This is a genomic window from Alcaligenes sp. NLF5-7 (assembly GCF_024266725.1).
GTDB classification, from domain to species: Bacteria; Pseudomonadota; Gammaproteobacteria; order Burkholderiales; family Burkholderiaceae_B; genus Alcaligenes; species Alcaligenes phenolicus.
Window position 1 is genome coordinate 1,128,861 of sequence record NZ_CP100755.1, and the last position, 12,627, is coordinate 1,141,487.

The window sequence follows — 12,627 nt, forward strand, 5'->3', positions numbered from 1 at the left end:
CCAATTAGGTTAAAAAACAGATCAATAACGATTATTTTTAATATTAGACAACATAATCAGCTCTTACTACCATCCGTCCTGACACTTATCAAAAACAGGGCCATACTGCACGTCACTGCGAATATTGGCCCAACGCAGGAGATAGACATGACGGTATTCAAGCATCGCGCCCCTTTACTGAGTGGCCTGCTCACGCTGACCTTGCTGGGTTCCGGTACGGCCATGGCCGACGCAAGCTACCCTTCGCAAGCCATTACCTTTGTGGTGCCTTACGCTGCAGGTGGCAGCTCGGACACTCGCTCACGCATGCTGGCTCAAAAAATGAGCGACAGCCTGGGCGTGACGATCGTGGTGGAAAACAAGCCCGGTGCCAGCGGTAATATCGGCACCAGCATGATTGCGCGCGCCAAGCCCAACGGCTACACCATCGGCCTGGGCAACTTTGGCCCCATGTCGGTGAACAAGGCGCTGTACGGCAGTAACCTGCCTTTTGATCCTGAACAGGATTTGCAGCCTATCGCCCTGATCGAACGCGGTGCCATGGCACTGGGTGTGAACAGCAACTCGCCCTACCAGTCTCTGGCTGATCTGGTCGCCGACGGCAAGAAGAACCCCGAAAAACTCGACTACGCCTCGACTGGCGCTGGCGGTGCCTCGCACTTGCTGACGGAACAGTTCAAGGCCACCTCCGGCTTTGACGCCGTACACGTGCCTTACCGTGGTGGCGCTCCTGCATCGAACGACCTGCTGGCCGGCAATATCTCCTTCTATCTGGAATTGGCCAGCCTGTTCCTGCCCCACATGCAAATCGACAACCCACGCCTGCGCGTACTGGGTGTGACCTCGGAAGAGCGTCTGAAAGCCATGCCTGACACCCCCACTTTCAAAGAACAAGGCGTGGATCTGGTGGCCTCGAACTGGTTTGGCGTGATTGCCCCCGCCGGCTTGCCTGCTGATGTACTGGAAAAACTGAACAAGGCTGTCAACGACGCCCTGAAAGACCCCGACTACCGTCAGATTGTGGAATCCCAAGGCGCGGAAGTTGTAGGTGGCACACCTGAAGAATTTACCGCTTTTGTGAAAGAAGAAACCAAACGCTGGACCGCGCTGATCAAGGCACAGAACATCTCGATTCAGTAGTTCCAGTTCTCGCTTATGACTGCAAACCCTTCCCCTCTCGCTACGCAGGACCAGGCTATCCAGGCCTGGTCCTGGCTGGCTGATCCCGCCACCTGTATCAGCACCAATCCCACTGGCCCCTTGGCGGGCTTGAGCTTTGGTGTGAAAGATGTGCTGGATGTTCAAGGCATGCCCACGTGCTACGGCGCGCATTTCCCCAATGCGCTACCGGCCGAGCGGGACGCCGCCTGTGTCGCCCTGCTGCGTCAGGCTGGTGCCATTGCCCTGGGCAAAACCGTCACCGCCGAATTTGCCTACGCAGCCCCCGGCCCCACCCGTAATCCACTGAACCTGGAGCACACGCCCGGCGGTTCTTCCAGTGGTTCGGCAGCGGCCGTAGCAGCTGGCATGATTGATTTTGCATTGGGCACCCAAACGGGAGGCTCCATGATGCGCCCCGCTGCGTTTACCGGCATTCTGGGTTTCAAACCCAGCTTTGGCGCGGTGCATCGCAGCGGTCTTTTCCTGTTGTGCGACAGCCTGGACACAATCGGCTACTTCAGCCGGGACTTGTCCGTGCTGCGCCGCGTGGCCACTGTCCTGCAAGGCTTGCCTGATAGTCGAGTCCCCACAGCGCCGCGCATTGGCGTGCTGGATGGCAAAGATCTGGGCCCGATCACACCCGCAGCACTGGCCGCGTTGGAACAAGGCTGTGAGCATCTGGAGCAACAAGGCGCCCACCTGGAGCGTCTGCCTGCGGACCCACAACTGAAAGAGCTGCTGATCCTGCAAGGCCAGATCATGGCTTATGAAATGGCCCGCAGCCTGCTGCCCGTCTGGCAAGCCAGCCCGGATGCCTTGCGCCCCATTACCGTGCAAGCCATCAAACAAGGCCTGGAATTGCCTGCAGCGGATTACCACGCCTGGCAGGCGCGCCGTCGCCAATTGCAAACAGAATGGCAGGAGCGTTATGGCCATTTCGACGCATTGCTGACTCCAGCGGCTCCCGGCCCGGCTCCCTATGGACTGGATAGCACGGGCTCTTCGATACTGAATCGTCCTTGGTCCTTGTTGGGCTGGCCTACCTTGAGCCTGCCCGCGCCCGGTCAAAACAGCCCACTGCCCTTGGGTTTGCAACTGATCGGACAGCCTCACCAGGACGCGGCTTTGCTGGATCTGGCATCGCTTGTCTGCCCGGCTTGACGGGTTTGAAAAGCAATCAAAAGAACTACTCTGCAACCAGCTGAAATAGAGTAAACAGCAACCATAATCATTAACAAATTCTTTAAATAACAAATATTTAGGAGTGCCTTGAGTTTTCTCAAAACACTCTTGAATATTGGCTCTGCAAACGGCCTGGCAGCGTACTAACATCAATAAGGTGTTCCCGGTGCGCTGCGTCGGAACGTTCATCACATCGCGACTACGCAGCACCCGGCTCTTTCAAACAATCCGGAAAAGACCATGCGTCGCCCTCTCTTACTGCTGCTCTCCACTTTCTTTCTGATCTGGGCTGTTGAAGCCCTGTGGCTGGCCCCCTCGCCACCGGGCGATATGCTGTGGGTGGTCCGACAAGAAGGCATGCTGTTAACCGGGATTCTGGCACTGGGCACCATGACGGCCATCATGATTCTGGCCCTGCGTCCCCGCCGTCTGGAACCCTGGTTAGGCGGCATGGACAAAGCCTACAGGCTGCATAAATGGCTGGGTATCATCGCCATTTTGCTCAGTCTGGCTCATTGGCTCAGCAAGGAATCCAAAGGTCTGATCTCGGCAGCGATCGGCACGGGAGGCCGTCTGGCCAAAACCCCGGTTCCTGAATGGGTCAGCCTGTTCAAGCCCTATGCAAAATCACTGGGTGAATGGACGTTTTACGCGCTGATTCTGATGCTGATCATCACCCTGGCGCACCGCACGATTTCCTATAAAAAGTGGTACAGCCTGCATCGCCTGATGCCAGTGGCCTATTTGATCCTGATCTTTCATGGCGTGGTACTGACGCCCCCTGCTTACTGGAGCGGTATAGGCGGCTGGGCACTGGCCATCACCATGATGATCGGGACAGCAGCAGCTGGCATCCAGTTGCTACGCAACTTGAGTTCGGCCTACCCACACACGGGCACCGTGATCTCCTGTACGTCACAAGGTGATGTGCTGGAAGTGCAATGCCGCATGGACCAATCCTGGCCAGGTCACCAGGCTGGGCAGTTTGCCTTTTTGCGTTTGAAGGGTGAATCCGAGTCCCACCCCTTTACCTTGTCCGATGCGGATCAGGACAACCAAATTGTGCGCTTTCATATCAAGCAGCTGGGCGACTGGACCCGCAGCCTGCCCGAGCGTTTGCATGTGGGCCAGAACATTGAGCTGGACGGCCCTTATGGACGCTTCACTCAGCCGGACCGCGATGACAAGGGCATTTATATCTGGGTGGGTGCGGGTGTCGGGGCCACGCCATTTCTATCCTGGTTAAGCCAGGAACATCAGGACGGTCACGCTCCCTACGCCTATCTGCAATATGCCTGTCAGCACAGCACTGACCCATTGGCTCAGGCCTTGAGCAAGGCTGCCAAAGAGCACCCGGACGTGAACCTGGAAATTTATGCCGATGGCCGTCGCTGGACGCCCAAAGAGGTGCTGCAGCATTACCAGGCCGACAAGCCTTTGCATATCTGGTTCTGTGGACCGGCTGCAATGGGCCGACAGTTGCGACGTGAGCTCAAGCAAACACTGCCTGCAAAATCCTGGACCTTGCACAAGGAACACTTCCAGTTCCGCTAAGCCTTTGCTCATCCAGCAACTGGCCTTGTTTAGAAATCAGAACAAGGCCAGTTCTGCGTATGCTGAGTGCAGCAATCCAGTGCGACTGGAACAGCCTACATATTTTGGTGAGGCGGCGTCGCCCCGAGCATAGACACAAAAAGAGTCACCAGATTGTTCTCCATGACGGCCCACTGCTCTGCAGTTTCCAACCCCATATTGTCGACCGCGCCGTGCATGCCCTGGTAGATCACCCAGGCGGTCAAATCCACGTCGGCCACAGACCAGGCACCCGCTTTCTGCCCTTCGCTCAGGATCCGGTGCAAGGGCTCGGTTACCGTGTTGCGTTCGCCCTGGTAATTGCTGCGCATATGGTCTGAAAACACCAGATCATGCATCTCCAGGGTGTCTCTGTACGCCTGTACCGAAGCTCGAATCCAACAGGCCAGACGCTGCACCCAATCCTCTGCTGGCGCCTGCTCCAGCGCCCCCTGCACACGATCATGAAACTGCTGGATGAACTGCTCGCGCAGGGCAGCCAGAATCTCTTGCTTGGAGCTGAAGTAGTGATAGAACAAGCCCTTGGACATGCCCGCCCGCGACACAATTTCATCCACCGGCGTGGCTTCAAACCCTTGTTGCAGAAACAAAGTGGCAGCCGCCTCCAATAAGTCTCGGCGACGAACTTCAGAGGGTTGGGTACGAGGTGTTTTGGCAGCGGTCATGGATGTCAAAGTATCAGAAAAACCCCGACAAAGTGCCTCGTCGGGTGTCACCGCGCTATTTTAGCCAGCCTATTTATTTCTAATTGACTGACAGTCAGTCAATATTTTATAGTCGTCGATAATAATTCTCATTTATCAAATATCATGACTCGCCGACTTGCTCTAACCGTCGCTATTTACCTGGGGACTTTCATGGTCACCCTGGACATCAGCATCGTGAATCTTGCCTTGCCACGCATGCAACAAGCCTTGCAAACCGATATGGCCGGGCTGCAGTGGATCGTGGATTCCTACGCGCTGTGCCTGTCCGCATTCATGTTGTCTGCCGGGCTACTGGGGGATCGCTACGGACGCAAGAAGAGCTGGTTGCTGGGCGTGCTGGCCTTCACCGTCGGTTCCATGATGTGCGCCTTGGCCGGCTCACTGAGCACCCTGCTCTGGGGGCGTGTCGTGCAAGGCATGGCCGGGGCTTTACTTATTCCTGGAGCCTTGTCGATCCTGACCCACGCCTTCCCGGACTCCGCCCAGCGTGCCCGCGTCATTGGCGGCTGGTCTTCCTTCAGCGCCCTGGCTCTGGTACTGGGCCCGATTCTGGGCGGGGTGCTGGTCGATGTAGCCGACTGGCCTTCGATCTTCAGCCTGAATTTACCGCTGGGCTTGCTGACCCTGGGCTTGGGCATGTGGGGCATTCAGGAGTCGGCCAACCCCGAACACGCAGCTTTCGACCCTATCGGCCAACTGCTTAGTGTTATCTGGCTCGGCTCCCTGACCTATGGCCTGATCTGCGCGGGTGAGCAAGGCTGGCACACCACCGAGACGATTCGCGCTCTGATCGTGGCAGCGGTCACCTTCGTGGCGTTTATCTATGCCCAAACCCGTGTCGCCCGCCCCTTGCTGCCTTTAAGCCTGTTTCGGGACTACCGCTTCAGCACTGCCAATATCGCCTCCTTTGTGCTGGGCTTTGCCGCCTATAGCAATGTGTTTTTCCTGTCCCTGTTCTTCCAGAACGCCCTGGGCTGGAGTGCCACCCAAACCGGCTGGGGGCTGGCTCCCCAGTTCATTGGCATGGCTGTGCTGGCCTCCCGTTTCGGTGCCTTGAGCCAGCGCTTTGGATTGAAGCTGATCCTGACTGTGGGCTTTGGCCTGATGGCTGCCGGTTCCTGGTTGATGATGTTGCTTCAACCTGGCGCTTCCTACTGGATGGCCGGTTTCGCCTTGGCCGTACTCGGCATTGGCATGGGTTTGTCGGTGCCGGCGTGCAGTACCTTGGTCATGAATCTGGTACCGCGTGAGCGTTCCGGCATGGCATCAGCCACCACCAATGCCATCCGCCAAACCGGAATGACCTTGGGCGTTGCCCTGCTGGCTTCCTTGATGAGCCAAGGAGCAGTCAGCTCCCTGTCCAGTCGTCTTGATCCGGACAATCCCATGCTGGAACAGGCACAACAAATTATCAGCTCCGGTCAGGTGAATCTGCCTGCCTCAGCAGATTCCTTGTTCTGGATGCAAGCCATCCAGCACGCCTGGGCAGACGGCTTTCACCGCGTCATGTTCTGGGCTGGATTGCTGGCCGTCTTCAGTCTGGTTCTGCTGCTGCGTCTGCGTTTGCCTCGTGTACAGGCTGCTCCTGCCGCTGCGGTGGAACTGCATTAAGCCCAGCTTTTGCAGACTGGATTTACAATAGCGCATGGACAAATTACGACTGGATAAATGGCTCTGGGCAGCTCGCTTTTACAAGACGCGCAGCCTGGCTTCCGAGGAGATCACCAAAGGACGGGTTTTGCTGAATCAGCAAAGCACCAAGCCTTCCCGCGAAGTCTCAATAGGTGATGTGATTACCTTGCGCAAGGAGACTCCTGCCATGGAGGTTCACGTCACCGCCTTAAGCGGCGTACGTGGTCCCGCGCCGCTTGCTCGCCAGCTGTATCAAGAGACGGAAGAAAGCAGCACACGACGCGCGCAGGCCGCCGAACAACGCCGTCTGGCACCTGAACCTGCACTGGACTTTGATGCTGGACGTCCGACCAAGAAAGATCGTCGTCAGATGCAGTTGCTGCGGGGGAAATAGACCGCTCCCTGCTCGTACTTCGCGGTATAGAAAAAGCCCTGCCAAGCTGCCCTGCCTGGCAGGGCTTTTTTTATGATTCGTTCTTTCGATGAGTCTATCGCCAGCGTTTCACGGCGATCTGCACAGGGACTAACAACCCGCTCCTGCTTGCCTCTTCCCCGCCGGTCTACCTGCTTATGCTGCAAGCCCCTGCACTGCTTTTGAGCACCCCACAAAACGTCTGCACTCCCGTCCGCTAAAGCATCTGCCGATGCAGAAAACCTTCAACTAAAAACCTTAAAAACAACGCTGCAAACCCTTTTTGATATATCAGATTGCACTTTTATATATCAATAAAATCAAGGGTTTACACCATTGATCGCGCTTGCAACAAAACGCTATAAACCTAAAACAATTACATGCAAACGCATTCAAAAAAATGCAAGGAGACAGGAAAATGAAAATCACGGCAGTACGCGCGATTCCCTTGAACGTGCCTTTTCAATTCGATAGCGCGGGCATCCAAAAACCCACCAACCTGGCCATCTGCCATGTGGAAATCGAGACCGATGAAGGCATCACCGGCTATGGACTTAGCGCCATTACCGAAGAGCACCCTGTTGCCAGCACGATCAACGATATTCTGGCCAGCGACCTGATCGGGCAAGACCCCTTGAACACCGAGCGCCTGTGGGATCGCATGTACTGGAACGTGTGCCCTCGTGGCCAGACGGGCTATGCCATGCACGCTATCTCTGCGTTGGACATTGCCTTGTGGGACATCAAGGGTAAAGCCCTGGGTCTGCCCGTATGGAAACTGCTGGGGGGCGCTCGTGAAAAAGTCCCTGCCTACGCGACCTTCGGCTTTGCTTTCCTGGGCGAAGAAGAGTTGGTTAAAGTTGCGCGCGACTGCGTGGATCAAGGCTTCAAGGGCTTGAAGATGGTGGTAGGCCATCATGGCTTGCAACGTCGCGACGAACCCCGTCCCCTGGCCGACCTGATCCGCCAGGACATGCGCCGCATGAGCCTGGTACGCGAGGCCATCCCCGCCGACATTCCACTGTACATCGACGGCAATTGCAGCCTGGACTATGTGCACGCCAAAGCCATCGCCCGCCACGCCCGTGATCTGGACGTCGGCTTTTTTGAAGAACCCATTACCCAGAACGACACGGGCCGCTTGCGCGAATTGCGTCAAAGCACTGGGATCACCATTGCCGCTGGTCAAAACGAAGGCCAGTCCTACCGCTTTCGGGATCTGCTGATGCAGCAGGCTGTCGACATTCTGCAGCCCAACGTGCTGATTTCTGGAGGTTTCACCCAGTCCCGCAAGATCTTCGCTCTGGCGGAAAGCTTTAACGCGTCCGTCGCCAATGGCGGGGCGTTCCCCTCCCACAACGGTCACCTGCACTGCGGATTGCTCAATGGCGGCGATGTGGAATGGCACCTGGCCGCCAGCGCCATGATGGCCGAGATCTACACCGGCCTGCCCCAGCCCGAACAAGGCTGGCTGCGCATGCCCGAGGCCCCCGGCCTGGGGCTGACACCACGACAAGATCAAATCGACAAGCTGCGCAGCAACCCCGGCAGCCTGGGCTCCGGCAAAGGCTGAAACCGACGACTACCGAGGAGGTAAAAAAACATGAAACCCTGGTCCCGTGTTGTACTTGCCCTCAGTTTTATCTTTGCTGCCGCGCCCCAAAGCTGGGCAGCTCCCCCCGCCTGGGCCGAACGCCCGGTGCGACTGATCGTCCCTTCTGCCGCGGGTGGTTCGGGCGACACCCTGGCTCGTCCTCTGGCCGAAGCTCTGGGCAATGAAATAGGTCAAACCGTTGTTGTAGAAAATAAAGGAGGTGTAGGCGGCGTGCTGGGTGCCAGCATGGTGGCCAACTCCAGCCCCGCCGACAATCAGCTCTTGTTTGGTGCCGTGCATCACATGATTGCACCTGCCGTGTTGAAGAACTTCCCCTACGACACACGCAAGGACCTGAAAGCCGTCACCCTGATTGCCGCCATGCCCAATGTGCTGGTGGTGAACGCCAATTCGCCCTATCACAGCGTGGACGACCTGCTGGCCGCCGCCAAGCAAGGCGCTGGCGTGAACTATGGCACCAGTGGCGTAGCCACCATGCTGCATCTGATGGCCGGCAAGCTGGAAAAGAAATCCGGCACCACCATGACCGCCGTGCACTACAAAGGCAGCGGCCCGGCTGTCATGGCGCTGATCAGTGGCGATCAAGTGGACTTCATGTTCGAGACCATGCCGTCGGCCGTGGCGCAGATACGCAATGGTCGCCTGCGCGCCCTGGCCGTATCCAGCCCGGAACGCGCTCCTGCCTTGCCGGATGTTCCCACGCTGAAAGAACTGGGCATGGATGAGATCAGTGCCCAGACCTGGTACGGGATTTTCATGCAAGGCGATGTACCGGATGCCACCGTGCAAAGCGTGGCAGACAGCATTCACAGTGCCTTGAATACCGACAAGATCAAGGAAATCTGGGAAGGGAACGGCGCGACCCTGGTCACCAATAGCCCGGCCGAATTCACGGTCTATGTGGATCAGCAGTTGAACTATTGGGCCGACTCGGTCAGTGATCTGGGGCTGAGCAACTTCTAACTCTAAAAACTGCAACTCACCTTCAGGGCTGCCACTGGCAGCCCTTTTTCTTGAGCCTGTCCTGCCCCTGCTGCTTCGCGTTATGCTGTGGCACCATCTACAGCAAACCATAGCCATGTCCAGCCTGTTCCACCCCTTTGAAAAGCTTGCCGCCCAACTCCTGCCCCATAGCAGCACCAGTCACAACGACGGCTCCCACGACCAATCGCACTTGCAGCGCGTCTGGAAGAACGTCTGTGCGATTCAGGAAAAAGAAGGTGGGGATCTGCGGATTTTGCTGGCAGCAACGGTGCTGCACGACTGCGTGGCGGTAGAGAAGAATTCGCCATTGCGCTCTCGTGCTTCCACCCTGTCGGCGGAGCAGGCACGACACATTCTGACCAGGCTGGGATGGTCAGAGCAGGACTGTGAAGCCGTGGGCCAAGCAATTCAAAGCCACAGCTTTTCAGCAAACATCCCGCCCGTCAGTCTGGAGGCCCGCATCTTGCAGGATGCAGACCGGCTGGATGCCATTGGCGCTTTAGGGATAGCTCGCTGCTTCTATACAGCGGGGCGAATGGGCTCCAGCTTGTATGAGCCGGAAGACCCAAAAGCAGAGACTCGTCCTCTGGATGACAAGCGCTACGCGCTGGATCACTTCCCGGCCAAATTGTTCAAATTGGCCGAGGGTTTTCAGACTGAACGGGGGCAAGCAATCGCGCGTGAGCGACACGCACGGATGGAACGGTTTATAGAGGAAATGCTGGGGGAGCTGTAATCCCTAGCCCCTTTTACAACTCCGTATATTTCTTGTTCGTCCCCCGCACTTTGTCAGCGGGGTATTTCCGGGCGTTTTTTACCAGCTTGTTGGTAACAGCCTCATTCATATCCACACCCAGAACGAAGGCCAGACGGCTCAGGTAGATTTGCACGTCAGCCAGTTCATCGCGCACGGCTTCAGCAGTTTTCGGGTCTTTGCCTGCTTCGCGGGACTGGTCTTCTGTCAGCCATTGGAAGATTTCGATCAGCTCGCCCACTTCGTTGGTCAGGGCCATGGCCAGATTTTTGGGGCTATGGAACTGGTCCCACTCACGCTCGCGGGCGAACTGGGCGACGGCCTCGTTCAGGCCAGTCAAATTCATCAAGGGGCGTTTTGAGTCTGTCATTACGTACTTCACTCTAAAAATTTCAATCCAGCGACAGACTCACACAAGGGCCGGGGGGATGGCAAGTCTGTTTACGATCTCGCAGCCGTTTGCAGGCTCATCATCAGGCGGTCCAATGCGTTGGCAAACTCACGCCGGTCGGCCTGGCTAAAGGGGGCCGGGCCTCCGATATCCACGCCAGTGCTACGCAGCTCTTCCATCATGTCGCGCATGGCCAGGCGCTCGCCTATGCTGTTGGCGTCCAGGCGTTCGCCCCTGGGGGTCAGGACCAGCGCTTTACGCTCCAGCACCTGGGCAGCCAGAGGGATATCGGCGGTAATCACCAGATCTCCCACGCTGGCGTGCTGGACGATGTAGTCGTCCGCCACATCAAAGCCCCGTGCCACCTGCACCGCCCTCAACCAGGGCGATGGCGGGGTGCGCAGCATCTGATTCGCCACCAGGATCACATGGCGACTCCAGCGCTGCCCGGCGCGGTACAGAATCTCTTTGATGACTACGGGACAAGCGTCCGCATCGACCCAAATCTGCATGGGTTACAGGCCCAGAGCTTGAGCCAGCAGCCGATCAATGACCTCATTGGTCGAGACGCCTTGCTCGGTAGCACGAGCGCGCACGGCATCAATAACTGGCTGGGTCAGCTTGACGGGGAAGGACACCAGGCCAGCAGCCTGATCCAGACGACGTTGTTCGCGCCGATCGGCCACGGCGGAGTCACCTGCAAAGCGTTGTGGCGTACCCGCTTTTTTTACATTGCTCAGCAGTTTGACGGCGCTGAGTTTTTCCATATCGGTGCGTTTCATCGGATTTCTTTATAAGAATGGGCTGGTTCGCTCACGGTAAGCGAACAATACGGCGACAAGGCCGTTAGCCGGTATGGCTGGCATACTGCGCAGCTTGCAGGAAAATGTCCAGGCTTTTTATGTATAAGCCCTGATAATCAAAGCTTTAGTTTCTGTAAGCAGCCACCGCCCGGCCCTACACCTAACCACCAGTCACCAGTCACCAGATCAGCATGCGCAAAAAAACCCGCCGTAGCGGGTTTTTTATTGGCCTGATCGTATCAGTCCTGACGTGCAGTCACTTCTACCAGGTGGTAGCCGAACTGAGTCTTGACGGGGCCTTGCACAACGCCAACGGGGGCGCTGAACACAACCTGATCGAACTCGGGCACCATTTGGCCACGGCCAAATGTTCCCAGCTCACCGCCCATGCGGGCCGATGGGCAGCTGGAATTTTCCTTGGCCACCTGAGCAAAGTCAGAACCACCTTCGATAGCGGCTTTCAGTTCGTTCGCTTTCTCTTCGGTGCTGACCAGAATGTGGCGTGCGGAGGCTTGTGCCATGGTGTACTCCTTTTTTTAGAAAATCGTTTGAGCTTAACCCAGAACCATGCCGGAAGCGAAGCCCCCGGCACCGGTTCTACACCTGCTGTTTCAATTTCAGGCCTGGGCAGCTTTCTTGCGCTTGGCCGCGGCAATGCCATGACCCAGGGCAACGATCAGCAAGGCACCCACCACTTCAGCAATCAGCTTGGTGCTGGTGGAGGCCTCACCAAAGAACTCGATGAACTTCACGTCGGTCACGATCATGCCACCGGCAATCCAGCCCAGCAGCGCGGCGCCTAAGGTCACCACGATAGGGAAGCGATCGATCAGCTTCAGAACCAGGGTGCTGCCCCAGATAATGATAGGCACACTTACGACCAGACCAAAGACAACCAGACCGATCTGATGATCCGGATCGGCGGTTTGCGCCGCACCGGCAATGGCGATCACGTTGTCCAAGCTCATCACAAAGTCGGCAATAATGATGGTTTTAACAGCTTTCCACAGGGTGGCACTGCCTTCCACATTACCGTGGCCTTCATCTTCAGGGATCAGCAGTTTCACACCAATCCAGACCAGCAACAAGGCACCGACCACTTTCAGGTAAGGCACGGCCAGCAAGGTCAGGGCAAAGGCAATCAGGACGACGCGCAGGCCAATGGCACCGGCCGTACCCCACAAAATACCTTTGACACGTTGTTTGGCAGGCAAGTTACGGCAAGCCAAAGCGATAACCACGGCGTTATCGCCCCCCAGCAATATATCGATCAGGATGATCTGAAATACTGCCGCCCAACTCATTGTTTGCAAAAACTCCATCATGTGTAAGACCGCCTTTTCATATTGTTTGATTAAAAGCTGACGACCATCTTGCATGACTGTACAACGAG

Annotated in this window: 14 protein-coding genes; 8 read left to right on the forward strand and 6 right to left on the reverse strand. The window is 56.9% G+C overall.

Annotation, left to right across the window (positions count from 1 at the left end; translation table 11 throughout):
* Positions 1-147 precede the first annotated feature (147 nt).
* From MID00_RS05370 to MID00_RS05380, 3 genes are all read left to right on the forward strand, one after another.
* Positions 148-1,140 carry a tripartite tricarboxylate transporter substrate binding protein gene (locus MID00_RS05370; protein WP_254499848.1) on the forward strand — a complete coding sequence of 331 codons (993 nt, stop codon included), beginning with the start codon at positions 148-150 and terminating at the stop codon, positions 1,138-1,140.
* 15 nt (positions 1,141-1,155) lie between these two features.
* The gene (locus tag MID00_RS05375) at positions 1,156-2,322 is read left to right on the forward strand and encodes an amidase (RefSeq protein WP_254499849.1); all 1,167 of its coding nucleotides are present in this window, start codon (positions 1,156-1,158) and stop codon (positions 2,320-2,322) included.
* 261 nt (positions 2,323-2,583) lie between these two features.
* The gene (locus tag MID00_RS05380) at positions 2,584-3,897 is read left to right on the forward strand and encodes a ferric reductase-like transmembrane domain-containing protein (RefSeq protein WP_009463216.1); all 1,314 of its coding nucleotides are present in this window, start codon (positions 2,584-2,586) and stop codon (positions 3,895-3,897) included.
* A 95-nt stretch (positions 3,898-3,992) separates the two neighbouring features.
* On the opposite strand, the gene MID00_RS05385 is transcribed toward MID00_RS05380, so the two are convergent.
* Positions 3,993-4,601 carry a TetR/AcrR family transcriptional regulator gene (locus MID00_RS05385; protein WP_009463214.1) on the reverse strand — a complete coding sequence of 203 codons (609 nt, stop codon included), beginning with the start codon at positions 4,599-4,601 and terminating at the stop codon, positions 3,993-3,995.
* A gap of 144 nt (positions 4,602-4,745) precedes the next feature.
* Here MID00_RS05385 and MID00_RS05390 point away from each other — a divergent pair, with 144 nt between their 5' ends.
* The 5 genes from MID00_RS05390 to MID00_RS05410 all read left to right on the forward strand — a co-directional run bounded on the left by MID00_RS05390 (position 4,746) and on the right by MID00_RS05410 (position 10,022).
* Positions 4,746-6,254: a DHA2 family efflux MFS transporter permease subunit gene (locus MID00_RS05390; RefSeq protein WP_254499851.1), complete on the forward strand. Its 1,509-nt coding sequence runs from the start codon at positions 4,746-4,748 to the stop codon at positions 6,252-6,254.
* Positions 6,255-6,288: 34 nt separating this feature from the next.
* Complete coding sequence (locus tag MID00_RS05395; RefSeq protein ID WP_254499853.1) at positions 6,289-6,669, forward strand: RNA-binding S4 domain-containing protein; 381 nt, start codon at positions 6,289-6,291, stop codon at positions 6,667-6,669.
* Between the two features lie 436 nt (positions 6,670-7,105).
* Positions 7,106-8,260 carry a mandelate racemase/muconate lactonizing enzyme family protein gene (locus MID00_RS05400; RefSeq protein WP_254499856.1) on the forward strand — a complete coding sequence of 385 codons (1,155 nt, stop codon included), beginning with the start codon at positions 7,106-7,108 and terminating at the stop codon, positions 8,258-8,260.
* A gap of 30 nt (positions 8,261-8,290) precedes the next feature.
* Complete coding sequence (locus tag MID00_RS05405; protein ID WP_254499858.1) at positions 8,291-9,265, forward strand: tripartite tricarboxylate transporter substrate binding protein; 975 nt, start codon at positions 8,291-8,293, stop codon at positions 9,263-9,265.
* A 115-nt stretch (positions 9,266-9,380) separates the two neighbouring features.
* Complete coding sequence (locus MID00_RS05410) at positions 9,381-10,022, forward strand: HD domain-containing protein (RefSeq protein ID WP_009463204.1); 642 nt, start codon at positions 9,381-9,383, stop codon at positions 10,020-10,022.
* Positions 10,023-10,035: 13 nt separating this feature from the next.
* On the opposite strand, the gene MID00_RS05415 is transcribed toward MID00_RS05410, so the two are convergent.
* The 5 genes from MID00_RS05415 to MID00_RS05435 all read right to left on the reverse strand — a co-directional run bounded on the left by MID00_RS05415 (position 10,036) and on the right by MID00_RS05435 (position 12,559).
* Complete coding sequence (locus MID00_RS05415) at positions 10,036-10,410, reverse strand: nucleotide pyrophosphohydrolase (RefSeq protein WP_009463202.1); 375 nt, start codon at positions 10,408-10,410, stop codon at positions 10,036-10,038.
* Positions 10,411-10,481: 71 nt separating this feature from the next.
* On the reverse strand, positions 10,482-10,943 hold the full coding sequence (locus MID00_RS05420; RefSeq protein WP_009463200.1) for a YaiI/YqxD family protein: 462 nt from the start codon (positions 10,941-10,943) through the stop codon (positions 10,482-10,484).
* 3 nt (positions 10,944-10,946) lie between these two features.
* Positions 10,947-11,213 carry a hypothetical protein gene (locus MID00_RS05425; RefSeq protein ID WP_083054211.1) on the reverse strand — a complete coding sequence of 89 codons (267 nt, stop codon included), beginning with the start codon at positions 11,211-11,213 and terminating at the stop codon, positions 10,947-10,949.
* Positions 11,214-11,473: 260 nt separating this feature from the next.
* Complete coding sequence (locus MID00_RS05430; RefSeq protein WP_009463196.1) at positions 11,474-11,755, reverse strand: peptidylprolyl isomerase; 282 nt, start codon at positions 11,753-11,755, stop codon at positions 11,474-11,476.
* Between the two features lie 96 nt (positions 11,756-11,851).
* Positions 11,852-12,559 carry a TerC family protein gene (locus MID00_RS05435; RefSeq protein WP_009463194.1) on the reverse strand — a complete coding sequence of 236 codons (708 nt, stop codon included), beginning with the start codon at positions 12,557-12,559 and terminating at the stop codon, positions 11,852-11,854.
* Positions 12,560-12,627 lie beyond the last annotated feature (68 nt).